The sequence below is a fragment of the Collinsella aerofaciens genome, from assembly GCF_964243765.1.
Classification (GTDB): domain Bacteria; phylum Actinomycetota; class Coriobacteriia; order Coriobacteriales; family Coriobacteriaceae; genus Collinsella; species Collinsella aerofaciens_BU.
This window is the reverse complement of record NZ_CAXTGI010000014.1, coordinates 1-25,074: the sequence shown is the minus strand read 5'-3', so window position 1 is coordinate 25,074 and position 25,074 is coordinate 1. Positions and strand designations below refer to the sequence as shown.

Genomic DNA, 25,074 nt, shown 5'->3' with positions numbered 1-25,074 from the left:
GCTGCGTTGTCCGGCGCATGGGCTCGCTAATCGGCTATTATTTGTTTAGACAACTTGAGTTGTAGAGGAGTGACCGGCGATGGTGCAGGGCGCCAAACATATGAAGAGCAATAACGCCGTGGACAACGGCGGCTCAAGCCCTCAGCCCAAACCTCAACCAAAGCCCAAGCGCCGCCGCAAGCGGCTGCCTCGCTGGGCCGACCGGCTCATCACCATCGTCATCATCCTTATTGGCGTGGGCCTTATGACCTGGCCGTGGATCTTGGACCGGCTCGAGGCCTCGGGCGTGTTCAACCAGATCAGCACGGTGTCCAGCACCGTGGACGCGCTGTCTGCCGAGGAGCGCGAGCGCATCTTGCTGCAGGCGCGCTCCTATAACGAGCAGCTGGCGGGCGAGGCCACCGAGCTTCCCGCCGACCAGATCGAGCCCTACGCCCAGCAGCTCATCTTTGACCGCGACCCCATGATGAGCTGGGTCGAGATCCCCTCCATCGACGTGAGCATGCCCATCTACCACGGCACGAGTGAAGAAGTCCTTATGGCGGGCGTCGGCCACCTGGAGGGCACGAGCCTGCCGGTGGGCGGCACCTCGACGCATTGCGTGCTCACCGCGCACTCGGGCATGCGCAACCTGAGCATGTTCGACGACATCCATTCGCTGGAGCCCGGCGACCTGGTGCTGCTGCACACCATGAACAAGACGCTCGCCTACAAGATGGTGGATTCCGAGGTGGTGCTGCCCGAGGAGATGGAGTCGCTAACCATCGAGCCCGGCGCCGACAAGGTGACGCTCGTCACCTGCACGCCCTACGGCGTGAACGACCATCGCCTGCTGGTGCATTGCGTGCGCACCAAGTACAACAAGAAGGAAGTCGACAAGCAAAAGTCGCTGGCCGGCCGCCACTGGGGCAAGCGCGAGTTTGCCGTGCTCATCGTGGTCGTGGCCATTGTGCTGTTGCTGCTGGACATCGTGATCCACGCGGTCCGCAAGCGCCGCAAGGCCAAGGCCTCGGCATAAGACATTCTCCAGAACCACCACAATGAGGACAGGCACCTTTGTGGTGGCCGGGACTTCCAAACCGTCACAACATTCGATGAAAATCTCGATTTTGGCGAAAAGCGTCGAATGTTGTGACGGTTTTCGTTGTGGGCGGGATGGTTTTCGTTGTGGGCGAGACGGTTTTCGCTATGGACGGCGCGGTTTCGCTGCAGAACCGCCAGCCCGCCGCCTGCTAACCGCCGCCCTCGTTACGTTTTCGCTGCATTTGGGTAAAGCACCTGCTCCAAGCGGCGTTGCCTTGTATACTAGAGCGGTTTATCTGTTATGCGGAAGGGAGCGCCTATGGCACTCAGCGAGAAAGATGTGCGCGGCATCGCCGAGTACGCAAAGATCGCACTGACCGATGACGAGCTCGCCCAGATGACGTCCTACATGAACGATGCCGTCCAGATGCTCGAGCCCGTCTTGCAATATGACTTGCCCGACGTGGAGCCTACGTTCCATCCCATCGGAAGCCTGTCCAACGTGATGGGCGATGACCTGCGCGAGCCCGAGCGCGACCTGCCGCTCGACGTTGCGCTGGAAAACGCTGGCAGCGTGCGCGACCGCTACTTCCGCGTGCCGTCCATTTTGGGAGAGGGGGAGAGCGAGTAATGGCGCTAAGCTTCGATTCCCTTACCGCCGCTCAGATTGCCGCGGGCGTTGCCGCCGGCGACTTTACCGCTACCGAGGTGGCCCAGGCCTCCCTTGCCGCCATCGAGGCGCGCGAGGACGGGGTCCAGGCATTCCTGCAGGTGGCGCCCGAGCTTGCGCTCGAGGCCGCTGCGCGCGTGGATGCCGACCGTGCCGCCGGCAAGCCGCTGCCCCCGCTTGCGGGCGTGCCGCTGGCCATTAAGGACAACATGAACCTCGTGGGCACGCGCACCACCTGCGCTTCCCGCATGCTCGAGAACTACCAGAGTGTCTACACCGCCACCTGCGTCCAGCGCATGCTCGACGCCGGCTGCCTGCCCATGGGCAAGGCCAACATGGACGAGTTTGCCTTTGGCAGCTCCACCGAGAGTTCGGCGTTCCACCGCACCAACAACCCCTGGGATACCGAGCGCGTGCCCGGCGGCTCCTCGGGCGGCTCCGCTGCCGCCGTCGCCGCGGGCGAGGTCGCGCTCTCGCTGGGCTCGGATACCGGCGGCTCCATTCGTCAGCCGGCGTCGCTGTGCGGCGTGGTGGGCTTTAAGCCCACGTACGGCGCCGTGAGCCGTTACGGCGTGGTTGCCTTTGGCTCGTCGCTCGACCAGGTGGGTCCCTTCGGTCGCACGGTCGAGGATGTCGCGCTGGCCATGAACGCGCTTACCGGTGCGGGTCACGATCCGTATGACTGCACCAGCCAGGATTGCGCCGTCGACTTTACCGAGCATCTTAACGACAGCATCGAGGGCAAGCGCGTGGGCATCATCCCCGCGTTTATGGAGGCCGAGGGTCTGACGCCCGAGGTCAAGGCCGCTGTTCAGCGCGCCGCCCAGGAGCTGCAGAACCAGGGCGCCGAGCTGGTCGAGGTTGACCTGCCGCACCTGGACGCCGCCATCGCCGCCTACTATGTCATCGGCCCGGCTGAGGCGTTCTCCAACCTGGCCCGCTTCGACGGCATTCGCTATGGCTATCAGGAGGAGGGCTGCGCCAACCTGTCCGACCAGAGCTCGCTCTCGCGCGCCCACGGCTTTGGCGCCGAGGCCAAGCGCCGTCAGATGCTCGGCGCCTACCTGCTGAGCTCGGGCGTGTACGACAAGTACTACTACGCCGCGCAAAAGGCTCGCACGCTCATCACGCGGGACTACGACGCCGCATATGCCAAGGTGGACACCATTCTCATGCCCGCCTCGCCGCGCACGGCCTTTAAGTTTGGCGAGATCAGCGACCCCACGCAGATGTACCTCTCCGACCTGTACACCATCTCGCTCAACATTTGCGGCAACGGTGGCATCTCGGTGCCGCTGGGCTTGGGCGAGGATACTCAGCTGCCCGTTTCTGCCCAGCTGGTGGGACCTGCCTTTAAGGACCGTCAGTTGCTCACGTTTGCCCGCGCCCTGGAGCGCGGCTTTGCCGATGCCGCCACGGGTGCGCCCGCGCTTTCCGTCGCGCCCGATTTTGCCGGGAAGGGAGGCGAGCTGTAATGAAGGAACTTTCCGAGGTCCTGCAGGATTGGGAGGCCGTGATCGGCCTGGAGATCCATACCGAGCTCACCGCGCTCGATACCAAGATGTTCTGCAACTGCAAGCTCAGCCACGATGACGAGCCTAACGCCAACGTGTGCCCGGTGTGCCTGGGCCTGCCCGGCGCCCTGCCGGTGCCCAACAAGCGCGCCATCGAGAGCATCGTCAAGGCCGGTCTCGCCACCAACTGCGAGATTCAGCGCCACTCGATGTTCTACCGCAAGCACTACTTCTATCCCGATATGGCCAAGAACTTCCAGACTACGCAGGGTCCGGTCGCTTTTGCCATGTACGGTCACCTGGACCTGGACGTGACCGGTCGCGGTGCCGCCGAGCGCCCCGACTGCGCGTTTGGCGAGGCCGAGGCCCAGAGCCTGGCGAGCGCCTCGGCCAACGCCGAGGGCCTGTCCACGTCCATGACGTCGACCATGCGCGAGGGCAATCAGCGCTCCGGTCATCTGGCCAGCTATGATGCGTCCAACCTGCAGATGCCCGAGCGCCGCGAGGACGGTTCCTACACGGTGCCCATTCGCATCCTGCGCATCCACATGGAGGAGGACGCCGCCAAGATGGTCCACGTGGGCGGTGCCGAGGGCCGCATTACCGCCGCTGCCGAGTCGCTCGTCGACTACAACCGCTGCGGCACGCCTTTGATTGAGCTCGTCACCGAGCCTGATCTGCGCACGCCCGAGGAGGCCCGCCTGTTTATGGAGAAGCTCCGTCGCATTTTTGTGACGCTGGGCATTTCGGACTGCTCCATGGAGAAGGGTTCTATGCGCTGCGACGGCAACGTGTCGCTGCGCCGCCGCGGCGAGACCAAGCTGGGCACTAAGACCGAGCTCAAGAACCTCAACTCGTTTAAGAGCCTGCATGACGGCCTTGCCTACGAGATCTGCCGTCAGGCCGAGGTGCTCGAGGAGGGCGGCATCATCTATCAGGAGACCCGCCACTGGGAGCCCAGCCGTAAGCGCACCGTGGTTATGCGCGTCAAGGAGACGGCCGACGACTATCGTCTGTTCCCCGACCCCGATCTGGCGCCGTTCGATTTGGACGACGAGTTCATCGACCGCTGCCGTGGCGAGATCCCCGAGCTGCCCGATGCCAAGCGCGTCCGTTTTGAGGCCGACTTTGGCATTAAGACGGCCGATGCCGAGCAGATTGCCGGCGATCCCGAGTTTGCCGACTTCTTTGAGGCCGCCGCTGCCGGTATGGCTGGCAAAGAGGCCCAGACGGTCGCAAACCTGCTGGTCAACGAGATGATCGCCTACCTTAAGGGCGCGGGCGTCTCGCTGGCCGAGTCCGGTATTGCACCGGCTCAGGTGGCAGCCCTTGCCAAGCTGCTGGCGACCGATGCCATCAGCTCCAACCAGGCGCACGAGGTCTTTGAGGCCATGGCCCAGACCGGTGACGATCCCAACAAGATCGTCGACGAGCGTGGTATGCGTCAGGTGAGCGATGCCGGCGCGCTGCAGCCGATCGTGGACGAGGTGCTGGCTAACTGTGCCGATCAGGCGCAGCAGTATCGTGACGGCAACCAGAAGGTTATCGGCTTTTTGGTGGGCCAGTGCATGAAGGCGAGCCGCGGTAAGGGCAACCCCAAGCTCTTCAACGAGTTGCTGAGAACGTCGCTCTCGTAGCTGCGAGGCCGGGGAAGCCCCGAGTCGCCGGGGTATTTCCTCCAAATTTCAAACAGTCCTATGCAAGACGAAGGCCACATTTAGTGGCCTTCTTTGCATGCGGAACTCATTTGGAGCAAACACCCCGGCGACTCGGGGCTTCCCCGGCCAGACGACTCGGCCGTTTGGGTCAGGCGGGCTGGATTGAATTTGGTGAATGAGGGCGCTGTTGGCGCCTTCATTCTTTATATATGTTGGGAGCGCCAGGTGGTGGGGGTGGTGCCGGTGTGTTGCTTGAAGGCTTGGGCGAAGGCGGCCTGCTGAGGGTAGCCTAGACGCTCTGCCACCTGCGCTATCGTGAGCGCGCTATCGGCCAAAAGGTCCTGTGCTCGCTCCATACGGCGTCTGCGAATGTAGGCGCCCAGGGACTCGTCAGTTTGGGCCTTAAAGGTGGCGCATAGCTTGGAGCGGCTTGTGTAGAGCCTCTCGGCCACCTCGTTGATACCCACACGCCTGCCTTTGTCGAGCGCGCGCTCAATCATTGCCGTTGCTTCTTCGGCAATGGTCACGCTGGCGCGTGTGTCTGCCGCCTGCCGCGCCTGCTTGTGGGCCGCGCGCGAACAGGCGAGCTCCGCGACCATGGTCTCCACGATGCCCTGCATATAGACGTGTCCGCCTGCGGTGCGGGCGCGGTCCTCGTTAATCCTGCGCAACGTGTGGCAGATGGCAGACGTCGCCTCCTCGTGCCATGGCTCGGCAAACGCCTCAAAGACCCCCGCGAACTCGGTAGGATAGCAATGCTCCAGCTCGTCAAAATACCCGGGCAAAAAGAGCACCGAGCGTGAGTGATAGAGTTGCCCTGCAAACAGCGGGCTTAGCTCCTCGCCGCAGCTATCTTGGATAAAGCTGCAGACTGCGCTGTTCGGCCACGGCCCGCGCAGCGGCTTGAGGTTCGCAGGCGTTATGCCGGCTTCGGGCATACACATGAGCGTGGGCGCGCTGACCTCGCTCACGCACGCGTACGGTTCGGGCGTGTATTCGGCTAGGTGCATGTTGTGCATCGGGGTAATGAAATGCTCCATGACGATGCAGGTGGGGGAGAGGGGCATGATCCATGCGCGTCCGTGCGCCCGATCGTTTGCCACCTCACCGGTAAAGACGGCGCCCTTGCCGGAGAACTCCAAGCCAAACTGCTCAAACTGCGGTGCGTAGAGCTCGGTTATATCGGTTGTCGCCCGCCGCATTTTCAAAAGCGTCCCCTTCATTTGCGAAAACGTCCACGCCTGGCCCAATTGTGTGCCTTGGCTAACACGCCCATGATAAGTTTCTTACGGTTAACTCTCAAGCCGTTAGAAAGGAATCTCATGGCAAAGGGATCAAAAAAGGAAGGTGGCGGCATCGGCGAGCTGCTTGCATATGCCGGTGAACGTAAATTCCTAACGTATTTGGGCATGGCCCTCTCGGCGCTCTCGCAGCTGCTGAGCTTTGGCCCGTACGCGTGCATCTGGCTTGTTGCGCGAGATCTTATCGCCGTGGCGCCCAACTGGAGCAAGGCCGCCAATATCGCGATGTATGGTTGGTGGGCTGTGGGCTTTGCCCTGGCGAGCATTGTGGTCTATTTTGTGGGACTCATGTGCACGCACCTGTCCGCGTTTCGCTGCGCATCCAATATCCGCAAGACCACGAGTGAGCATCTGCTCAAGTTGCCGCTCGGCTACTTTGACACGCACGCCACCGGTGAGCTGCGCCGTATCGTAGACGGATGCGCTGCCTCCACCGAGACGCTGCTCGCACACATGCTGCCCGATATCGCCGGCGCCACCGCCATGGTCGTGGGCCTGCTCGTGCTGCTTTTCGCCCTCGATTGGCGTTTGGGTGCGGCATGCCTAATCTCGGTCGTCGTTTCGTTTTGCGCCATGGCCACCATGATGAGCGGCAAGGGCGCCGAGTTTATGAAGGCTTACATGGGCGCGCTGGTCAAGATGAACAAGACCGGCACCGAATACGTACGCGGCATCCCCGTGGTCAAGGTCTTCCAGCAGACGGTCTACTCCTTTAAGGCGTTTCACGATGCGATCGCCGAATACGCCGACATGGCGCAAAGCTATGCGGGCACGTTCTGCCGAGGCCCGCAGGTGCTCAACCTTACCGCGCTCAATGGCCTCGTGGCATTTCTTTTGCCCGTGGCGTTGCTGTTGGCGCCGGGCGAGACGGACTTCGCGCACTTTATGGTCAACTTCACGTTTTACGCGATCTTTTCGGCCGTGGTGCCGACGGCCATGACCAAGCTCATGTTTGTGGGCGAGGCGTCTCAGATGAGTGCCGATTCGCTGGCGCGCATCCGAAGCGTTATGGATTCCAAGCAGCTCTCCGTGCCTGCCCAGCCCAAGCACCCTATCGGCAGCGATGTGCGCTTTGAGGATGTAAGCTTTACCTACGAGGGTGCCGAAGCGCCTGCCGTCGATCATGTGAGCTTTAGCGTTTCCGCGGGTAGCACCCTCGCCCTGGTGGGTCCCTCGGGCGGCGGTAAGTCAACCTGCGCCAGCCTGATCCCGCGTTTTTGGGATGTTTCTTCGGGTCGAGTGCTCGTAGGCGGTGTGGACGTTCGCGACATGGACCCGCACGAGCTTATGGACCAGGTTGCCTTCGTGTTCCAGACCAACCAGCTGTTCCGGCAAACACTTGCCGATAACGTGCGTGCCTCCAAGCCCACGGCCACTGACGACGAAGTGCGTGCGGCCCTCTCCGCAGCTCAGTGCGACGACATTGTGGCCAAGCTCCCGCAGGGTATTAACACCATGCTCGGTGCTGGAGGGGCATATCTTTCGGGCGGCGAGGTGCAGCGCGTAGCACTCGCCCGCGCGATCCTTAAAGACGCGCCTATCGTGGTGCTCGATGAGGCCACGGCGTTTGCCGACCCCGAGAACGAGGCGCTCATCCAGCGTGCCTTTAGCAAGCTGGCGGCGGGTCGCACAGTCATTATGATCGCGCACCGGCTTTCGACCGTGGTGGGGGCCGACAAGATCGTGGTGCTCAACCAAGGTAGCGTGCAGGAGACTGGCACCCATGCCGAGCTGCTGTCCCAAAACGGTCTATACGCCAAGATGTGGGCCGAATACGAACAGGCCGCGAGCTGGAAGATCACTGCTGCCGCGGATGCCGCCGTCACGAAGGGAGGCGAGGCCTAAATGTTCGCCTCATTCCAAAAGAAGTACTTCCTATCCGATAAAGGCGTCGCCGGCGTAAAACGCGGCATTTTCTGGACCGCGCTCACCAATCTCATTACCATGGCCGGCATGGGCTTATTGTTCCTGGTCATGGCCGGTTTTGTCGAACATCTCGCCACCGGTGCCGACCTGCCGGATGTCCTGCCGATTGTGGGCGGCCTCCTGGTCTTTTTCGTGTTGCTCTTTGCCTCTAACTGGCAGCAGTATTACTACACCTACTGCATCTTTTACGAGGAGTGCGGCAAGCAGCGTATGGAGATTGCCGAGCGCTTGCGCAAACTGCCGCTGTCGTTTTTTGGTCGTCGTGATCTGGCCGATTTAACCGAGACCATCATGGGCGACGTCCAGGCCATGGAGCACGCCTACAGCCACGTGCTGGGAGAGCTTTGGGGTGCCATCATCGCAAGCGTCATTGTGTTCGTGGCGTCGCTGTTCTTTTGCTGGCAGCTGGCGATTGCGGCGTTTTGGAGCGTTCCCGTGGCCTTTGCCGTGCTGTATCTGACGCGCGGCCCCATGATCCCGGTGTTCGACCATGTGCGTGCCGAGAAGGTCAAGGTTACCGAGGCGATCCAGGAGACGCTCGACTGCGTGCGCGAGATCCGCGCCACCAACCAGGAGGCTCATTATCTTGAGGGGCTCAACGCCGTGATCGATGCCGAGGAGCGCGAGACCACCAAAGGCGAGCTCGCCAATGGGCTTTTGGTCAACTCCGCCTTTGCCATCCTGCGCCTGGGGATTGCCACCACGTTGGTCACGGGCGCTGCGATGGTCGCCTCCGGCCAGGTCGACTTTTTGGTGATGTTTGCCTTCCTGCTTATGGTGAGCCGTATCTATGCACCCTTTGACCAGGCGTTAATGTTAATGTCCGAGCTGTTTGCCGCCGAGTCGTCTGCCAAGCGCATGCGTTCCATCATGGAAGAGCCTGTGGCGCGGGGTAGCGAGAAATTTGAGCCCGTGGGCCACGATGTGGTGTTCGATCACGTGGCATTTGGCTATGGTGCGGGCGAGGACGGCCGCGCCGGCGAGAAAGTTCTTACCGATGTGAGCTTTACCGCCAAGGAAGGCGAAGTTACGGCGCTGGTCGGTCCTTCGGGTTCCGGTAAGTCCACGGTGAGCCGCCTTGCCGCGCGCTTTTGGGATGCCACCGCGGGCAAGGTTACCGTGGGCGGTGTGGATGTTGCAAGCGTCGATCCCGAGGTACTGCTGCGTGGTTACGCCATTGTGTTCCAAGACGTGCTGCTCTTTGACGACACGGTGATGGGAAACATCCGCCTCGGGCGTCGTGATGCCACCGATGAGGAAGTGCTTGCTGCCGCGCGTGCCGCCAACTGCGACGAGTTTGTGAGCCGCATGCCGCAGGGCTATGGCACGATGATTGGCGAGAACGGCTCCAAGCTGTCCGGCGGAGAGCGCCAGCGCATTTCCATCGCCCGCGCGCTGCTCAAAGACGCGCCTATCGTGCTGTTGGACGAGGCGACGGCGAGTTTGGATGTGGAGAACGAGACCGTGGTACAGCAGGCACTCTCCCGTCTGCTTACAGGTAAGACGGTTATCGTTATTGCCCACCGTATGCGTACGGTAGAAAATGCCGACAAAATCGTTGTACTCAAGGATGGTGTGGTTGCCGAGCAGGGCACTCCGGCGCAGCTCAAGGCGGCAGGTGGAGAATTCGCCCGCATGGTGGCGCTGCAAAAGGAAGCAGCTACCTGGCAGCTGTAAGAATGTGACAAAGGGATAGTCCCTTTGTCACATTGACAATCGGTTACTCCGCATCGTTAATTTTCAAAAGGTTAGCCATGGCTGACCTAGATAGTTAGATAGAATTAAGGTATTTCAAAAGCGTGCTCGAGCAAACTTGTTTACTCGGGTGCTGAGGCACCGTGCCGCGTCCAATGCGGCAAAAGGGAGAAGCAACATGAAGAAGTCGACGTTCAATACCCTGCTTGTCGGTGGCGGTTTTCTGCTTGGCACGGCCGGCATCAAGCTGCTTACCAGCGCTCCGGTCAAGAATGCCTGCGTGCAGGGTATTGCGTGCGGTATGCGCATCAAGAACGGCTACCAGGACATGGTCGAGCAGGCCAAGGCTAATGTCGACGACATGGTTGCCGAGGCGGCCTACATCACCCAGAGCGAGGCCGCTGCTGACGAGGCAGCCGAGTAACGCTCCCAGGCACAAACTATGAGATTCTCGATTATCAGCGAGATCCCCGGCAGGACCCGTCTTCAATTGGCGGGTCCTGTGCCAGAGAGCGATCTCGATGCACTTCTTAAGCTCAGCGGCGATATCGACGGCGTGCACAAGGTGCGCGTATATGGCCGTATTGGCCAGATGGCGCTCGAATACGACGAGCCACGTCGCGCGAGCGTGCTCGACGCCTTGGGCGCACTCGATGCTCAAGCTATCGCCGATGCCAAGTCGGGCTATGTGATGCAGCTTGAGCCGCGCAAGCACAAACTCGTTATGGACCTGGCGACACTCGTCGGCGTCCACTACGCGCGCCGCTGGTTCTTGCCGACGCCTCTGCGTGCGGTGTTTGTCGTGGCCGGTTACATGGCATTTTTGCGCGCTGCCCTTCATGAGCTGGCGCAGCCGCGCCTGACCGTTCCCGTGCTCGACGCTTCGGCCATCGGCATTTCGTTCGTCAAGCGTGATGTCGACACCGCGGGCCAGACAATGTTCCTGCTCAACGTGGGCGAGCTGCTCGAGGACTACACCCGCGCCATGAGCGAAAACGAGCTCATCAACTCGCTGCTCGATGTACCCGACAAGGCGCAAAAGGTCGTCGGCGATACCGAGGTAAGCGTTGCTGCGACCGAGCTCGAGCCCGGCGATCTGGTCGCCGTGCGCACTGGCATGTCCATTTGCATCGACGGTGTCGTCGAGCAGGGGAGCGCTATGGTCAACCAGGCGACCCTGACCGGTGAGCCGCTGGCCGTTGAGCGCAGCGTGGGCGACGACGTGTTCGCCGGTACCGTCGTGGAAGACGGCAGCATCTTGGTGCGCGTGCGCGCCAACACGGCGCAGACCAAACTGCGCTCGATCGTCTCGCTCGTGCAGACGGCCGACTCGCTCAAATCCGAGGGCCAGTCGCATATGGAGGACCTCGCCAACAAGATCGTCCCGTGGAACTTCCTGCTCGCGGGCCTGGTTGCGCTCACCACGCGCAGCCTTATCAAGACCTCGGCGGCGCTGATGGTCGACTACTCGTGCGCACTCAAGCTCACGGGTTCCGTCGCCGTCATGACCGCCATGAGCGATGCCGCCAAGATGGGCGTCATGGTCAAGGGCGCGAAGTACTTTGAGTCGTTTGCCAAGGCTGACACCATCGTGTTTGATAAGACCGGCACGCTTACCGAGGCGCAGCCGCGCCTGGCTTGCGTGCTGACGACAGATGGCTGGAGCAAGGACGAGGTCCTGCGCCTTTCCGCTTGCTTGGAGGAGCATTTTCCGCATCCGGTGGCGCGTGCCGTGGTCAACGCCGCCCTCGAGCGCGGGCTCGAGCACCGCGAGCGCCATGCCGCGGTCGAGTACATCGTGGCGCACGGCATCGCTTCGTCCATCGAGGGGCGTCGCGTCATTATCGGTTCGGCGCACTTTGTATTTGAGGACGAGGGTGCGCAGCTCGAGTCCGACATCAAGGAGCAAATCGAGCTCCAGATGCAAGGCCTGTCGCCGCTGTATCTGGCGGTCGACGGCAAGGTCGTCGGCGTGCTCGGCATCGAGGATCCGCTCAAGCCCGGCGTCCGTGAGGCCATCGCCGACCTGCATGCGCTGGGCGTCAAGCATGTCGTTATGCTCACGGGCGATTCCGAGCGCACGGCCGAGCGCATTGCGCGCGAGGCGGGTGTCGACGAGTTTAAGGCCGAACTGCTGCCCGAGGACAAGTACGCCTATGTGGAACGCATTAAGAGCGAGGGGCGCCATGTTGCCATGGTGGGCGACGGCGTCAACGATTCGCCGGCGCTCGGTTTGGCCGACGTGGGCCTGGCCATGGGTGGCGGAAGCGACATCGCCAAGGAAGTCGCCGATATCATCCTGACCGATACGGATCTGGCCGCGATCGTGCGCCTGCGCCGCATGAGTCAGGGTCTCATCGACCGTCTGACGAGTTCGTATTCCAAGGTGATGCTCACCAACTCGGCGCTGTTGGCATTGGGTATTACCGGCATGATCACTCCGCAGACGTCGTCACTGCTGCACAACGGCTCAACGATCGCCTACAGCCTGGGCAACGCAAAGGCGTACCTGCGTTAGCAGACGTGTTCGCCCACGTTATCTGGCCTGCGCCCAGACGGCATCGGTGTCGTCCGGGCGCAGGCCTTTTGCGTTTGAACATTTGCTAGCTTCTCTATATAGTGTTGCTAGCAAGGCTAGCAATTGAAGGGAGCGAGATCGACATGGGTGCTGTTAGCGGCATGGCGCAGGTGAACGTTCGCGTGGATCGCCAGGTCAAGGACCATGCGGAGGAAGCGTTGCGGCTTTCGGGCGGGTCACTGCCCGAGCTCATCAAAAAGGTGGTGGCCAAGGTCGCGCAGGGTGGCGGGCAGTGCGAGGAAGTGCTTGCGGCCGTCGACGACCGGCAGCAGACCGTCGCGCCCGATACTCCGTTCGCCGCATCATGGGCGGCGGCGGATCAGCTTTACGCGGACCTGGGCATCGCTACGTCGCCCGTATCCGACGATCGCGATTGGGACACAATTTATTCCGAGGCCATGGACGATCGCTATCGCCAAAAGGGGATGATCCTGTGAGCGGAGCCCCTCTTAAGATCATGGTGGATGCCAACGTTTGGGTCGATTCGTTTTGCGCCGACCATGCCGAGTCGCTCGCTGCTCGTGCCTTTATTGGGCAGGCGGCGGAGACGGGGGCGTTGCTGTTCTTCCCGGTGCATATCGCTAAGGACGTGCTGTACGTTGTCCAACACGAGCTAAAGCGTAGCGTTCTTGCCAGCGGGGGAGCGCTTGACGAGGCATCTGCCCGTGCAATTGGCGATGCGGCGTTGGCGTTTGTTCGGAACATGACCGAAAACGCCACGGCCGTGGGTGCAGATTCGTCGGACCTTTGGTTGGCCGACAAATACTTATCGCTCCATCGCGATTACGAGGACAACTTGGTGCTCGCCGCGTGCAAGCGCGCACAGGTCGATTACTTGGTGACCAACGATCGCAAGCTGCTCGAACATGCCGATCTTGCAGCAAAGACCCCGCGCCAAATGATGCCGATTCTTGCTTTGGCCAAACGCGGCAGCGCGGTTATCGGTTGACGCGAACTGTTTGCGGGCCCCTTGGACGACGATGCGCCAAGGGGCCCGCGTCTGCTATTTACAAAAGCTCGGCCTTGATGGCGGGACTTTCTGCGAGCTGCTCGGCTGCCTTTTCGTCGGAGCTGTCGAGTGCTGCCAGACTGCGGTAGACCCACTCGTTGACCTGGGTGTTCTTGATGCCTGCGGTCTGCATAAGGGCGCCTACCTCGCGGATTGCTGCGAGCAGATCGGCTTTGGGACCCGCGAGCTCGACCTCGATGCCGTGGTAGGCGGCCACGCCGCGGTTCTCACTCACGTGGTCGATAAAGCCCTCGACGGTCTCAAGCTGCTGGGCGAGTGCTGCATCATCGTCAGCGTCCAGCGCAACAAGGGCGTTCGAAACCGTGAGGGCGGGATGTCCGCAGGGGACAAAGCCTTCGATGACATCCATAGCTTCGGTAATGGTTGAGCCCAGGCCTGCGAGGGCATTGACGAGTTGCTGCTTGGTATCCATAACGGTCCTTTCGACGGGTCAATTTTGCTTGGCGAAAATATACGTGACGCGATCGGTAACAAAAGTGCGAAGTATGGTGCACATTAGGGTCTTCACAGCTCGTGCATAGAACAGCTGTCCGCTTTCAGAACGTGGTAAGATAACACTCCACAAGCGGGGCTTGCCCTGCATGTTCCTTGAAAAGTCGACGGTTATCGGGTGTTTGCAGGCCCGATACCATCCAGACTTTCCCAACATTCGGGGGCGACTGGTTTCGACACGATAGCTCTGAGAGAGGAAGCAAGCCGAGGTCTCCTCGCCTCGTTAAACAGGGGTACCGTCAAATTGAATTGACAACAACTCTTCTTTTGAGCCTATGGCTCTCGCTGCTTAGTTTATAGCGGCGCGTCAACCCGGTGATTTCCCCGACACCGGCGCGACGTCATTTTAGGGGAATGCTCCTGCGCACGTAATCGGTATGGCGCGGGCTAAGACCGAACCGGTTAGGACGCCGCGAGCGTGTCGCTGCGCGCAAAGCGTCCGAGACAAAACCAGCGACTGAGCTTGGAGATGCCAATCAGGGGGCTTTCGTGGACCGGAGTTCGATTCTCCGCGCCTCCACCAATAGTTACAGGCAGGTAGAGAAGTGTCTCTACCTGCTTTTTTATTACTTACAGATACCGCGGAGAATCGAACTCTATGCAGGGCGCGAGCGTTAAGCAAACGCGAAGCGTTTGTAGCGAGCGGGCGAGGACGCCAGCAGGCGGCCGAAGCCGGTGCGTATTTGCGAAGCAAATACGCGGATTCTCCGCGCAAAGCTTCAACCCTATGCAGATGCGATGCCGATCGGACTGCAGCCTGCCATGCCCCGCATCAACGTCGCCCAAGGCGGAAAATCCATCCCAGAATTCCGGCTCAGACTGGGATGCGGTTTCCGGATGACGTTTCAAGCGGAAACTGCATCCCGGAATCGACGTTCGGAATGGGATTCATTTTCCGGAAGACGCCTCAAGCGGATAGTTCATCCTGGAATTCGCGCTCAGAACGGGTCGCGCTTTCCCAACGGCGGTCCAAGCGGAAAGCGCATCCCGTAATCCCGCCTCAAACTGGGACGCACTTTCCGCTTCACCTGCCGCCTCAAAAAACCTGCGCGCCCTCCATCCCAAAACTGGGTAGAAGAAAGTCAAAACGCAATCGCAGGAGGTCAATATGACTGCAGAAGATAAGGCAAAGAACGCTGGCAAGGTCGCGCTCGTCTTGGAGGGTGGCAGTTTTCGTGGGCAGTTTACCGCCGGCGTGCTCGACGTTCTCATGGAGGCCGGTGTCGAAATTCCGGCGGTGTACGGCGTCTCGGCCGGTGCGCTCAATGGCGTCAACTACAAGTCGCACCAGATCGGTCGCACCAACCGAGTCAATTTGACCTTCTGCAACGACAGCCGCTACATGGGCGCCGCGTCGTTTGCGTCCACGGGTTCCATCGTGGGTTACGACTTTATCTTCAACGACGTCCAGGACCGCCTGGATCCTTTTGATAACGAGACGTTCGACGCCAGCCCTATCGAGATGTACGCCGTCGCGACGGACATGCTGTTTGGAACCGCTGCCTACCTGCCGGTCAAAAGCGCCGTGCTCGACCTCGACGCCGTGCGCGCCTCGACGTCGCTGCCGCTGGTGACGCCGCCGGTCGAGATCGACGGGCACAAATACGTCGACGGCGGCGTAGCCGATTCGGTTCCTATCGAGCATGTGCTGGAGGAGGCCGGCTTCGAGCGCGCGGTTGTCATCGTCACCCAGGACCGCTCGTATGAGAAAAAGCCCTACGAGTTTTTGCCGGCGGCGCGTGCGCGCTATGCCGACTACCCCTATCTGCTCGAGGCTATCGAGACGCGCCACGACCGTTACAACATACAGCGCATGCACCTATGGAAGTATGAGCGCGAGGGCCGTGCGTTGGTCGTCGCTCCGCAAAAGCCGGTCGAGGTCGGCCATGTCGAGCACGATCCGGCAAAGCTTTTGGACCTGTATATCCAGGGCCGTCAGGAGGCAAAGCGCCTGCTCGCGGAAATCCAAGAGTTCGTTGAGCGCTAGCGACGGCGAACCCTCAAAAAATGACAACAGCTAAAGAGTTGGAAAAATCACGGCTCGTGGATGACATGTGCAGAAACTCTGGTCGGAGCCAAAATACCTGTTGACTCGTACGGCGAGCGGGGTAATATGGACGGGTTACTTGCAGAGCCCCGTGAATCTCTGTAACAACACGTACTGTACATGGAGGAGTCTAAGTGATTTCGAAATCGACTCACTACGCCAAGCAGGGCGAGGTCCAGCGCAACTGGGTTCTCGTCGACGCCGATGGTGCTGTCCTGGGCCGTCTTGCCACCCAGATCGCAATGATCCTGCGCGGTAAGAACAAGCCCCAGTTCACGCCCAACAGCGACTGCGGCGACTTCGTTGTCGTCATCAACGCCGATAAGGTCCAGCTTACCGGTAACAAGGCCGACACGAAGACCTATTATCGCCACAGCGGCTACAACGGCGGCCTCAAGGCTGAGAGCTTCCGCCAGGCTATGGAGAAGCACCCGGAGAAGGTCATCGAGCGCGCCGTTCGCGGTATGCTGCCCAAGACCACCCTCGGCCGTGCCCAGATGACCAAACTTAAGGTCTACGCTGGTGCCGAGCATCCGCACGCTGCCCAGAACCCCACGAAGATTGAGCTGGAGGCTTAAAGATGGCTGAGAACACCGTTGTCTACCAGGGTACCGGCCGTCGTAAGAACGCCGTCGCCCGCGTCCGTCTCGTCCCCGGCACCGGCAAGGTGACCATCAACAAGCGTGACGCCGAGCAGTATTTCGGCCGTCATCAGCTCGTTGAGAACGCCCTTGCTCCCTTCAAGGTGACCGACACCGCCGGTCAGTTCGACGTTATCGCTCTGTGCGATGGCGGCGGCATCTCCGGTCAGTCCGGCGCTCTGCGCCTGGGCATCGCTCGCGCTCTTCTGAACGCTGGCGATTACCGTGCTGACCTCAAGAAGGCCGGTTTCCTTACGCGCGATGCTCGCGTGGTCGAGCGCAAGAAGTACGGCCTCAAGAAGGCCCGCCGCGCTCCCCAGTTCTCCAAGCGCTAAGGTTTTATCTCCTTTCGAGATACAATGTACAAGCGGGGCCTGCCGATTCCTCGGCGGGTCCCGCTTTTCTTTTTCGACTAGGGTGGGCGGTTGCATATCGCCTGCTAGGGAAGGAGCGATCCTATGCCCCAGAACATCTTCGGTACCGACGGCGTCCGTGGCGTCGCCAATGCCGACCTCTCGTGCGACCTCGCGTTTCGCCTGGGCCGCGCGGCGACCAAGTTCCTTGGTCCGGATATCTGCGTCGGCCGCGACACGCGTCTTTCGGGTACCATGCTCGAGAGCGCTCTGACCGCCGGCATCATGGCCGAGGGCGGCCGTCCGCATTGCTGCGGCGTCATCCCCACGCCCGCCGTGGCGCTGCTCACCGTCCAGAATGATCTCGACGGCGGCATCGTCATCTCTGCTTCGCATAATCCGCCGGAGTTCAACGGCATCAAGTTCTTTAGCCGCAAGGGCATGAAGCTTCCCGATGCGGTCGAGGAAGAGATCAGCGCCTGGGTCATGTCCGAGGAAGCCATGGCTGCCGACACGCTGCCGACCGGTGCCGGCGTGGGCCACATCATCAAGATGAAGGACGCTCGCAAGGCATACGTCGACCACGCCATCGATACGCTTGATGGCCTGAGGCTCGATGGCCTGGTCGTTGCCGTCGACTGCGGTCACGGTGCTTCCTGCCAGACTACGCCCGCCGCGCTGCAGCGCCTGGGTGCCACGGTCCATGCCATCAACACCGATTACTGCGGCACCGACATCAATGTCGAGTGCGGCTCTACGCACCTCGAGCCCCTGCGCGAGCTCGTGCTGCGCACCCATGCTGACATCGGTCTGGCCCACGACGGCGACGCCGACCGCGTGCTGTTCGTGGACAGTGAGGGCAATGAGATCGACGGTGACTACATCCTGGCTATCTGCGGTTCTGACCTCGCCGCCCGCGGCAAGCTCGCCAACTCCGAGATCGTCTCGACCGTCATGTGCAACCTTGGCTTCTCCATCGCTATGAAGGAGCAGGGCTTCGAAATGGTTCAGACCGCCGTGGGCGATCGCTACGTTCTTGAGCGTATGCTCGCGGATGGCGCCGTCATCGGCGGCGAACAGTCCGGCCACATCATCTTCCTGGAGCACAACACCACCGGTGACGGCCTGGTGACGGCTCTGCAGCTGCTGGCCGTGCTCAAGCGCACCGGTCGTACCCTCACCGATCTTGCCGGCATCATGAAGAAGTACCCGCAGGTACTCGTCAACGTGCATTCCGACAACAAGGCCGGCCTGGACGATTGCCAGCCCATTTGGGACGCCGTCGCTGCCGCCGAGAAGGAGCTTGACGGCCGCGGCCGCATTCTGGTGCGCCCGAGCGGTACCGAGCCGCTGGTCCGTGTTATGGCCGAGGCGGAGACGCACGAGCTCACTCAGCGTGTTGTCGACGACATCGTCGAGGTTGTCAAGCGCGAACTTCCCTAATGGTCAAAAACGGGTGCCAAGTGGTAAACTGTTAAAGCTATTTTGATTGATTGGTATGTCCGAGGGGGAGCATGTTCACTAAAGTCCTAAGGTCTTTTGGTATGCGTGGACGAGTTCTTACGCTGGATGCTCCCATCTCGGGCGACGTCATTCCGTTGTCCGAGGTCAATGACCAGACATTTGCCACCGGCCTTTTGGGCCAGGGCGTGGCGATTCAGCCTACCGGCACGCGTGTGATTGCGCCGGCAGACGCCAAGGTCGAGGCTATTTTTCCCACGGGTCACGCCGTTGCGCTCAACACGGTCGATGGCCTAGACGTGCTCATCCACGTTGGTTTGGACACTGTTCAGCTTGAGGGCAAGCATTTTAGCGTGCATGCACAGGTGGGCGATGTCGTCCATAAGGGCGATGTGCTCATTGAGTTCGATCGCGAGGCAATTGCTGCCGAGGGCTACGATGTGACGGTTCCCATCTTGGTGTGCAACTCTGTTGAGTTCTCGAGCATCAAGGGCTCCGTTGGCGTGCATGTCGAAGAGATGGACCAGCTCATCGTTGCTCGCGAGCGCTAGCAAGTGCACGTGGCCATTAGCCTACAATTCAAACACGTTTACGGAGGGCGCCCTTGAAAGAGGACGCCCTCCGTGGCAAGATGGGATTTGTCCGAAGCTAAAAGGCTTCGGGTCACCGTGGACGGGCAGGGGCCTCGACGCGGCTAGACACGAGACACATACATTACGCGACCTCGCCCTGGTGGCCGCACACGTTGGTTGCGGCCGACGCGGGCCGCGGGCAAGTGCTTGTAAGGGGAGCCTTGCCTCTCTTGTACGAGAAAGGACGCGTAATGAAGATCATTAAAGCTAAAGACTACGAGGATATGAGCCGCAAGGCCGCCAATATCATCTCGGCGCAGGTTATCCTCAAGCCCGACTGTGTGCTGGGCCTTGCCACCGGCTCCACCCCGATCGGTGCCTACAAGCAGCTCGCTGCTTGGTACGAGAAGGGCGACGTCGACTTTGCCGAGGTCAGCACATACAACCTGGACGAGTATCGTGGCCTTTCGCACGACGATCCCCAGAGCTATCACTACTTTATGCGTGAGAACTTCTTCGATCACATCAACATCGACCTGAACAACACGCATGTGCCCGACGGTTCCAACCCCGATGCCGCCGCTGCCTGCTCTGAGTACGACAAGATCGTCGCCGCCGCCGGTTACCCGGATCTGCAGCTGCTCGGCATTGGCAACAACGGCCACATCGGTTTCAACGAGCCCGATGACCACTTCTCCAAGGGCACGCACTGCGTCGACCTCACCGAGAGCACCATTCAGGCCAACAGCCGCCTGTTCGACAGCATCGACGATGTTCCCCGTCAGGCCTACACCATGGGTACCCAGACCATCATGTATGCCCGCATGATCCTAGTCGTCGCCAACGGCGAGGCCAAGGCTCAGGCCGTGCATGACATGTGCTATGGCCCGGTTACGCCCGCGTGCCCGGCTTCGATCCTGCAGCTGCACACCAACTGCGTTGTCGTTGCCGACGAGGCCGCCCTTTCGCTCTGCGAGTAGCGCGAATCCTGCACCTCGACATAGCCTTGCCTAAGGCCTCCGCTTTGCGGGGGCCTTTTTGCTATCCCTTTCCGCTCACTTGACCAAAATCTTGCCGCAAGCTTGACGAATGCCGGATGCCCAACAGTTTGATTCATTCCATACCAGATTCTATGCAAAAATGCCACTAAAAGGTCGTAGACGGTAGCGGGTGCTAGGCGAGTTGAATGACATAGCTGAACCTTGTTCATCTGCGTTACACTGCCGCTTAGATGGGACAAGCTGACAAGCTCATTTACCTGCTTAAAGACCGATTAGTCGGGGGATTAATAACAATCGGCCCTCGCTGTACAAAAACTTGCCGCTTGCGTACCAAAAGACAACCTAGAACACAAGGTCGCTCTATTCATAGCGCGGCTTGTATGGTCTTGCGGTTACAGTGTCCATACGGTCGAGTTGAGGAGCGGGCATGGTAAACGATTTGAGCAGTATAGACGACCTCGAGCTGATGCCGCTGGGCGGAGGCTATATGGTGCGACGCGAACGCTTGATGAATGAGCTTATCGCCAAGGGCCGAAAGGCCGGCATCGTGGTTCTCTATGCGCCCGACGGGTTTGGGAAGACCTCGGTGCTGCTGCAGTACACCCATGAGGTTAAATGCGACCCGACGCGAGGTCCCGTGCGGATTATCGAGGCCGATCGCGCCACTGGGCGCGAGGTGTTTATGCAGCTCGAGGTGGTTACCGAAGAACTCAAAGACAAACCGCACTCCCTGATTGCGATTGATAATGTGCCAAACCTCGATCAGCACGATACCGAAGACTTCATCGACAGGATTCGCGGCCTGCGCGCCATGGGGGTAGGGGTCTTTATCTCCTGCCGTCCTTCAAATCGTCAACTGATTCATGGGCTGGGCGATTCGGTTAAGATCAATGCGCAGATGCTCAAGGTGCATGCCTATGAGTATTCGGCGTGGGCATCGGCGTTTTCGATCAGCACATCGCTCGACTTTTATCAGCTCACGCAGGGCGTGCCCGAGCTCGTCTCGGCATTGCAGACGGGTCTGTATGGCCAAGGCGACGTAGCCGGTCTGCTCGAAAACGAGATTGTCAACGTATATGGCGCGGCACTTGTCGATCTGGCTTCGCTCGACAATAATGCACTGTTTTGCGTGGCATGTCTCATGATTTTGATGGGCGAGGGCAATATCGCAGAACTCGAGGCTTGTGGGGTGAGGCTGTCGATGGTCGACCAGTCCTACTTTGTACGCGACTACCCGATCTTTGGCTTGGACCCCGCCGAGCGGAGTTTTACGTGTCTGGGCACGGAGGATAACGGACGCTTGCGCTTGCGCAAGTTGGTGGCCGAGGTTCGCCCCGAACTTGTTCCGAGGGCGGCCCGGATTTTGCTTAAGGCGGGTAGATGCGATGTGGCGATGGGCCTGGCGGACGCCTTTTTGGACCGTGATGCGGTCCTTGAACTTGCTGGGCAGTATGGGGTCGATCTGGCTCTGACGGGGCACGGGGCCGATATCTGCCGAGCAGCGCTGGGCACGATCGATGCCGAGGATCCGGCTCCAGAGCCAACGCCTGCCGAGGCGCTTGGCGTATATCTGGCAGCGGTCAGCGTGTCCAATACAAAGCTCGCTCGCTATATGGCATCGGTTATCGAGCGCGGGGGCGAACGGGCGGCCTGCGAAATAGACCCTGTTTCATGGAGGGTGGCCCAGACACTGACGGCTGTTTGCTATGGGGACAACGGGCTTGGGCTTCCTACGAACCTGGCCGTGCCAGAAATCGAGACATCCCATACCGCACTCGATATGTTGTCTGCGCATATCGAGGTCAAGCGCTGCCTGACCGAGCGGGGAGATGACGGCGGCGTTCTACAGCAACTCAAAACGAGCAAGGCCTACGACTGCGAGCTCGACATCGCGGGGATTGTTATGCGGGCCGATAGCATGCTGGTGGAGCTCTTTGACGGGTCGTTTGCGGGAACCGACGAGCGCGACGACGAGATGACGGTGGTGCGGGAGGCGCTCGACGTACGTGGGCTTAAGGCGATGGCTATCTGGGTGCGCATGGTGTTGGCGGCACGGCGGCTCCTTTCCGGCCTGCCGGTAACCGACGACGCGGCGTTCAACGAGCTCGATCGTTTTGCCGTGCGCATGCGCGACAACCAGATTCAGCTGTTTGGCCTGTTGCTAGAAGGCTGGCAGTCGCTGGCAGAGGGACGGCCGGTTAATGCAAAGTTCCGTGCGGTCCAAGTGCTCAAACTTACCGAGGAGTCGATTGCGTACATGCGCGATAATGCGTTACTGCTGGAGCGCGCGGCATATCTGCGTAACACCTCGATGGTTTCGGTACGCGAGGAAGCGGAGTTGCTCGATATAAGCCAGACGCAGGTTGGTGGCGCAGAAGCCTGGATGGTGGCGCTGCATTTGGCCTGTGCGGGCCGAGACAGCGACCTTGCAGCCTGGATGTCCATGAATCGCGCGGGGATTCTAGAGCCATCGTATCGGCTCTTTGCGCGCCTTGCCATGCATTGTCTGGGCGAGCCGGCGACCAGGATTCGCAAGAAGCTTCCCGTGCGCGAGCTGTCGCGGTACTCGCTGCGCGACGATTTGGAAGGGGAAGGCGAGCGCCTGTTCCAGGCCGGTGAGGTTGAAGCCGTTGATACCATTGACCATATCGAGATTCGCATGTTTGGGGCGTTTCGCGCCGAGCGCGACGGGTTTCCCATCACGGACAAAATGTGGCGCCGCAAGAAGGCGGCGACACTTGCCGAGCGGCTTGCGCTGGGCATGGATGCGCTCGTCGATCGTGAGACGCTGGCCATGGAGCTGTGGCCCCATGCCGAGTTCAATAGCGCCCGCAACAACCTGTACTCGACGATATCGCGCTTGCGGTCGGCTTTGGGACCGACGCCGGATGGCAAATCGTGTGTGCTCATCCAAAATGAATGCATCGGACTCAACGGCGACTACGTCAAGACCGATGTACGGCTGTTTGACCAGATAAGCCGCGAGGTTTTGGGAAATCGCACGGGTGCGCGCGGGCCCCATTTAGTTGAGCTGTGCCTTAAGATTGAGCAGCTTTATGCCGGCCCGTTGTATGTTCCCAATGGCTGTAACCCCACCTACTTTTTGCGTATGCGACGCATTATGCAGTCAAAGTACATCGATTGCATGATTAAGGGAGCAAATGCCGCTCTAGAAGAAAACGACCTGCAGTCGGCGATTTGGCTGGCGGAGTCGGGGCTTCGGCAGGAAACAGCGCGTGAGGATATGGTGCGCTGCGCCATGCGCGTCTACAGTGCGGCGGGGCGGCGGCGCGATATCGTCGAGCTATACAGCGGTCATATGCACCACCTGAGGGAGCAGGTCAATGGCGTTCCCGAGCCCGAGACGCGGCGTCTATACGAGCGCTTGGTGGAGGGGCGGCTCAATCGCGTGCTGGTCGAGCGATAAAAAACGGGTGCCCGAAGTACTCGGGCACCCGTAAGCTTGCTATATGTTGGCTCGCCGGATCATTGGCTCTTAGACGAGCTTGATCTTCTCGATATCCTTGCGCGAGGACTCGCGATACAGCGAGAACTTGCGGCCGATGACCTGGACGACCTCGGCGTGGCAACGCTCAGCGAGCTCTTCGGCGGCCTCGCGGGCGGAAAGACTGGAGCCATCGAGCACGGAGCACTTAACGAGTTCGTGCTTCTCCAGGTAGGCGACCGTCTGCTCGACGGTGCCCTCGTTGACATCGGACTTACCGATGATGATGGCGGGGTTGAGGTGATGGGCCATGCTGCGAAGCTGCTTGACCTGGGCTCCTGTCAGTGCCATGGGTTCTCGCTTTCTATGTATGGGGCGCCCCGCGACGGGGCCTTAATCTACGTGAGCTGTCCCACGATAGCGCAGGAATGGCGCGGTGTGGAGCGCGTTTGCCCAGTTCAAAAAGAATGCGGATGCCGAGTGAGTGGGCGGTGCGGGCTGCGAACAGGCTATGAGCTGGGCGCAGAGACCGGCTCCCATGCAATAAACGCCCAACGAACCTTGCGGACATGATCGAGCATATAGCGCCCCTGCGGCACGCCCTTGGAGCCCGGCTCGCCGGCATGGGGGTTTTCGATCATGTGCTGAGCGATATAGTCGCGCAGGCGGTCGATCTTATCCTCGTTGCCATGCTCGAGCATACGGGAAAAATCCGCCACGCCTGCCTCAAGGCTATCGAAGGTATCGCGACGAGGCGATTCAAAGTATGTAACCTGCGGCAACGCACCCATCTGAATGAGGATGTTGAAGGCGTACACAAAGCCATTGCTGCAGGTAACCGAGGCGCCGATAGCGTTCATCAAGTGCAGATCATAGCGCGGGCTGGAGTTGGCGACCATCGTGACAGCACAACGCCGACGAGCCGTGCGGTCGAGCTTGGCAAGCGCGCCTTTTAGGTTGGTCGTGGTGACAGAGCGACTGGCAAAGGCAACATCAACAGCCTTGGCAACCGGCCCAACCAGATCCCAATCATCGTCCCAGGCAAGCTCAAGCGGCGTAATGCGATCCTCGAGCCCATAGTACTCAATGCCAGCATCGAGCGTGCCCAACATAGCAGGGGAAAAGTCAGCGGCAATCACAGGATGTCCAGCCTGGGCAAGCGGAATAGCAATCGACCCAGCCCCACACCCCATATCGAGCATCGATTCACCAGGCTCAATCGCCAACAGTTTTATAAAATCCCGAGCATAAGGGGCAGTCTCCAGCGGCCGAAAATGCCGAGCCCGCTTATCCCATTCAAAAGAATCATCAACCCGCCGCCGACCAGCCTGCAAGCGCATCCATTCGCCATTCCAATCAGCAGAAAGCAGCTCAGAACGATTCTCCCCATCAACCACGGGCCAACCTCCTAGCAACAAAAAAGCGACTCCTCCCAAAAGAAGAGCCGCAACCAGCATATATCAGAAAAAGAACCGTCCAACGCCAAACCGCCGCACCAGCCAAGGCGGGCAGAAGCGAAGCGACTGCCACTGAGCCAGAACCCAGCCAAGGTTGAGATGTGCGGGAGCCCCGCCGCCGGGCGGCAGACATATAAGGTCGATCGCGAGTTCCGCACGAGCCGGAGAGCACTTAATGTGCTCTCCGTGCGAGTCAGGACTGTCCGAGCA

General features: G+C 60.4%; 21 protein-coding genes and 1 other RNA gene. 18 read left to right on the top strand and 4 right to left on the bottom strand.

What is annotated here, in order from left to right:
- Positions 1-100: 100 nt before the first annotated feature.
- The 4 genes from ACESSC_RS09070 (at position 101) to gatB (ending at position 4,844) form a co-directional block, all read left to right on the top strand.
- Positions 101-1,018, top strand: coding sequence for a class C sortase (locus ACESSC_RS09070; RefSeq protein WP_373162600.1), 918 nt, complete (start codon positions 101-103; stop codon positions 1,016-1,018).
- A gap of 324 nt (positions 1,019-1,342) precedes the next feature.
- The gene (gene gatC, locus ACESSC_RS09065) at positions 1,343-1,654 is read left to right on the top strand and encodes an Asp-tRNA(Asn)/Glu-tRNA(Gln) amidotransferase subunit GatC (RefSeq protein ID WP_152078421.1); all 312 of its coding nucleotides are present in this window, start codon (positions 1,343-1,345) and stop codon (positions 1,652-1,654) included.
- A complete protein-coding gene (gene gatA, locus ACESSC_RS09060) occupies positions 1,654-3,168 on the top strand; it encodes an Asp-tRNA(Asn)/Glu-tRNA(Gln) amidotransferase subunit GatA (RefSeq protein ID WP_373162598.1) in 1,515 nt (504 codons plus the stop codon). The genes gatC and gatA overlap by 1 nt, the downstream gene beginning before the upstream one ends.
- Positions 3,168-4,844 carry an Asp-tRNA(Asn)/Glu-tRNA(Gln) amidotransferase subunit GatB gene (gene gatB / locus ACESSC_RS09055; protein WP_373162596.1) on the top strand — a complete coding sequence of 559 codons (1,677 nt, stop codon included), beginning with the start codon at positions 3,168-3,170 and terminating at the stop codon, positions 4,842-4,844. Before gatA ends, gatB begins: the two co-directional genes overlap by 1 nt.
- A gap of 224 nt (positions 4,845-5,068) precedes the next feature.
- On the opposite strand, the gene ACESSC_RS09050 is transcribed toward gatB, so the two are convergent.
- On the bottom strand, positions 5,069-6,067 hold the full coding sequence (locus ACESSC_RS09050) for a helix-turn-helix domain-containing protein (protein WP_373162646.1): 999 nt from the start codon (positions 6,065-6,067) through the stop codon (positions 5,069-5,071).
- 120 nt (positions 6,068-6,187) lie between these two features.
- On the opposite strand from ACESSC_RS09050, the gene ACESSC_RS09045 reads away from it, so the two are divergent.
- The 6 genes from ACESSC_RS09045 to ACESSC_RS09020 all read left to right on the top strand — a co-directional run bounded on the left by ACESSC_RS09045 (position 6,188) and on the right by ACESSC_RS09020 (position 13,314).
- Positions 6,188-8,011: an ABC transporter ATP-binding protein gene (locus ACESSC_RS09045; RefSeq protein WP_373162594.1), complete on the top strand. Its 1,824-nt coding sequence runs from the start codon at positions 6,188-6,190 to the stop codon at positions 8,009-8,011.
- Positions 8,012-9,769, top strand: coding sequence for an ABC transporter ATP-binding protein (locus tag ACESSC_RS09040; protein WP_373162592.1), 1,758 nt, complete (start codon positions 8,012-8,014; stop codon positions 9,767-9,769).
- A gap of 196 nt (positions 9,770-9,965) precedes the next feature.
- Positions 9,966-10,211 carry a DUF6110 family protein gene (locus tag ACESSC_RS09035; protein ID WP_055250999.1) on the top strand — a complete coding sequence of 82 codons (246 nt, stop codon included), beginning with the start codon at positions 9,966-9,968 and terminating at the stop codon, positions 10,209-10,211.
- A gap of 78 nt (positions 10,212-10,289) precedes the next feature.
- Positions 10,290-12,305, top strand: a complete 2,016-nt coding sequence (locus ACESSC_RS09030; RefSeq protein ID WP_373162590.1) for a heavy metal translocating P-type ATPase — start codon at positions 10,290-10,292, stop codon at positions 12,303-12,305.
- A gap of 143 nt (positions 12,306-12,448) precedes the next feature.
- Positions 12,449-12,802 carry a hypothetical protein gene (locus ACESSC_RS09025; RefSeq protein WP_158549307.1) on the top strand — a complete coding sequence of 118 codons (354 nt, stop codon included), beginning with the start codon at positions 12,449-12,451 and terminating at the stop codon, positions 12,800-12,802.
- Positions 12,799-13,314, top strand: a complete 516-nt coding sequence (locus ACESSC_RS09020) for a type II toxin-antitoxin system VapC family toxin (RefSeq protein ID WP_373162588.1) — start codon at positions 12,799-12,801, stop codon at positions 13,312-13,314. The genes ACESSC_RS09025 and ACESSC_RS09020 overlap by 4 nt, the downstream gene beginning before the upstream one ends.
- 58 nt (positions 13,315-13,372) lie before the next feature.
- Here the strand turns inward: ACESSC_RS09020 and ACESSC_RS09015 are convergent, their stop codons facing one another.
- Positions 13,373-13,807, bottom strand: a complete 435-nt coding sequence (locus tag ACESSC_RS09015; RefSeq protein WP_373162587.1) for a hypothetical protein — start codon at positions 13,805-13,807, stop codon at positions 13,373-13,375.
- A 239-nt stretch (positions 13,808-14,046) separates the two neighbouring features.
- Here ACESSC_RS09015 and ssrA point away from each other — a divergent pair.
- The 8 genes from ssrA (at position 14,047) to ACESSC_RS08975 (ending at position 23,389) form a co-directional block, all read left to right on the top strand.
- Positions 14,047-14,410, top strand: a transfer-messenger RNA (tmRNA) gene (ssrA, locus tag ACESSC_RS09010).
- Positions 14,411-14,995: 585 nt separating this feature from the next.
- On the top strand, positions 14,996-15,874 hold the full coding sequence (locus ACESSC_RS09005) for a patatin-like phospholipase family protein (protein ID WP_373162585.1): 879 nt from the start codon (positions 14,996-14,998) through the stop codon (positions 15,872-15,874).
- A gap of 194 nt (positions 15,875-16,068) precedes the next feature.
- A complete protein-coding gene (gene rplM, locus ACESSC_RS09000) occupies positions 16,069-16,512 on the top strand; it encodes a 50S ribosomal protein L13 (RefSeq protein ID WP_022094635.1) in 444 nt (147 codons plus the stop codon).
- Between the two features lie 2 nt (positions 16,513-16,514).
- Entirely contained in the window at positions 16,515-16,910 is a 396-nt protein-coding gene (gene rpsI, locus ACESSC_RS08995) for a 30S ribosomal protein S9 (RefSeq protein WP_022094634.1), read from the top strand.
- Positions 16,911-17,033: 123 nt separating this feature from the next.
- Positions 17,034-18,371 (top strand): phosphoglucosamine mutase, encoded by a 1,338-nt coding sequence (gene glmM / locus ACESSC_RS08990; protein ID WP_373162584.1) that lies wholly within the window; start codon positions 17,034-17,036, stop codon positions 18,369-18,371.
- 71 nt (positions 18,372-18,442) lie between these two features.
- Positions 18,443-18,940 carry a PTS sugar transporter subunit IIA gene (locus ACESSC_RS08985; protein ID WP_117628895.1) on the top strand — a complete coding sequence of 166 codons (498 nt, stop codon included), beginning with the start codon at positions 18,443-18,445 and terminating at the stop codon, positions 18,938-18,940.
- Between the two features lie 272 nt (positions 18,941-19,212).
- On the top strand, positions 19,213-19,941 hold the full coding sequence (gene nagB / locus ACESSC_RS08980; RefSeq protein WP_055251013.1) for a glucosamine-6-phosphate deaminase: 729 nt from the start codon (positions 19,213-19,215) through the stop codon (positions 19,939-19,941).
- A gap of 448 nt (positions 19,942-20,389) precedes the next feature.
- Entirely contained in the window at positions 20,390-23,389 is a 3,000-nt protein-coding gene (locus tag ACESSC_RS08975) for an AfsR/SARP family transcriptional regulator (protein WP_373162580.1), read from the top strand.
- A 69-nt stretch (positions 23,390-23,458) separates the two neighbouring features.
- Here the strand turns inward: ACESSC_RS08975 and ACESSC_RS08970 are convergent, their stop codons facing one another.
- Both ACESSC_RS08970 and ACESSC_RS08965 read right to left on the bottom strand, forming a co-directional pair.
- Positions 23,459-23,758, bottom strand: a complete 300-nt coding sequence (locus ACESSC_RS08970; protein WP_006234690.1) for a YhbY family RNA-binding protein — start codon at positions 23,756-23,758, stop codon at positions 23,459-23,461.
- 158 nt (positions 23,759-23,916) lie between these two features.
- Complete coding sequence (locus ACESSC_RS08965; protein ID WP_373162645.1) at positions 23,917-24,600, bottom strand: class I SAM-dependent methyltransferase; 684 nt, start codon at positions 24,598-24,600, stop codon at positions 23,917-23,919.
- Positions 24,601-25,074 lie beyond the last annotated feature (474 nt).

Excerpts from the sequence above, each read along its gene's own strand:
- ACESSC_RS09005 (WP_373162585.1), top strand. The coding sequence starts at position 14,996 with ATGACTGCAGAAGATAAGGCAAAGAACGCTGGCAAGGTCGCGCTCGTC.
- nagB (WP_055251013.1), top strand. The coding sequence starts at position 19,213 with ATGAAGATCATTAAAGCTAAAGACTACGAGGATATGAGCCGCAAGGCC.
- ACESSC_RS09025 (WP_158549307.1), top strand. The coding sequence starts at position 12,449 with ATGGGTGCTGTTAGCGGCATGGCGCAGGTGAACGTTCGCGTGGATCGC.
- ACESSC_RS08975 (WP_373162580.1), top strand. The coding sequence starts at position 20,390 with ATGGTAAACGATTTGAGCAGTATAGACGACCTCGAGCTGATGCCGCTG.
- gatB (WP_373162596.1), top strand. The coding sequence starts at position 3,168 with ATGAAGGAACTTTCCGAGGTCCTGCAGGATTGGGAGGCCGTGATCGGC.
- glmM (WP_373162584.1), top strand. The coding sequence starts at position 17,034 with ATGCCCCAGAACATCTTCGGTACCGACGGCGTCCGTGGCGTCGCCAAT.
- gatC (WP_152078421.1), top strand. The coding sequence starts at position 1,343 with ATGGCACTCAGCGAGAAAGATGTGCGCGGCATCGCCGAGTACGCAAAG.
- ACESSC_RS08965 (WP_373162645.1), bottom strand. The coding sequence starts at position 24,600 with ATGGGGTGTGGGGCTGGGTCGATTGCTATTCCGCTTGCCCAGGCTGGA.
- ACESSC_RS09070 (WP_373162600.1), top strand. The coding sequence starts at position 101 with ATGAAGAGCAATAACGCCGTGGACAACGGCGGCTCAAGCCCTCAGCCC.
- gatA (WP_373162598.1), top strand. The coding sequence starts at position 1,654 with ATGGCGCTAAGCTTCGATTCCCTTACCGCCGCTCAGATTGCCGCGGGC.
- ACESSC_RS09015 (WP_373162587.1), bottom strand. The coding sequence starts at position 13,807 with ATGGATACCAAGCAGCAACTCGTCAATGCCCTCGCAGGCCTGGGCTCA.
- ACESSC_RS09035 (WP_055250999.1), top strand. The coding sequence starts at position 9,966 with ATGAAGAAGTCGACGTTCAATACCCTGCTTGTCGGTGGCGGTTTTCTG.
- ACESSC_RS08970 (WP_006234690.1), bottom strand. The coding sequence starts at position 23,758 with ATGGCACTGACAGGAGCCCAGGTCAAGCAGCTTCGCAGCATGGCCCAT.
- ACESSC_RS09045 (WP_373162594.1), top strand. The coding sequence starts at position 6,188 with ATGGCAAAGGGATCAAAAAAGGAAGGTGGCGGCATCGGCGAGCTGCTT.
- ACESSC_RS08985 (WP_117628895.1), top strand. The coding sequence starts at position 18,443 with ATGTTCACTAAAGTCCTAAGGTCTTTTGGTATGCGTGGACGAGTTCTT.
- ACESSC_RS09050 (WP_373162646.1), bottom strand. The coding sequence starts at position 6,067 with ATGCGGCGGGCGACAACCGATATAACCGAGCTCTACGCACCGCAGTTT.
- ACESSC_RS09040 (WP_373162592.1), top strand. The coding sequence starts at position 8,012 with ATGTTCGCCTCATTCCAAAAGAAGTACTTCCTATCCGATAAAGGCGTC.
- rpsI (WP_022094634.1), top strand. The coding sequence starts at position 16,515 with ATGGCTGAGAACACCGTTGTCTACCAGGGTACCGGCCGTCGTAAGAAC.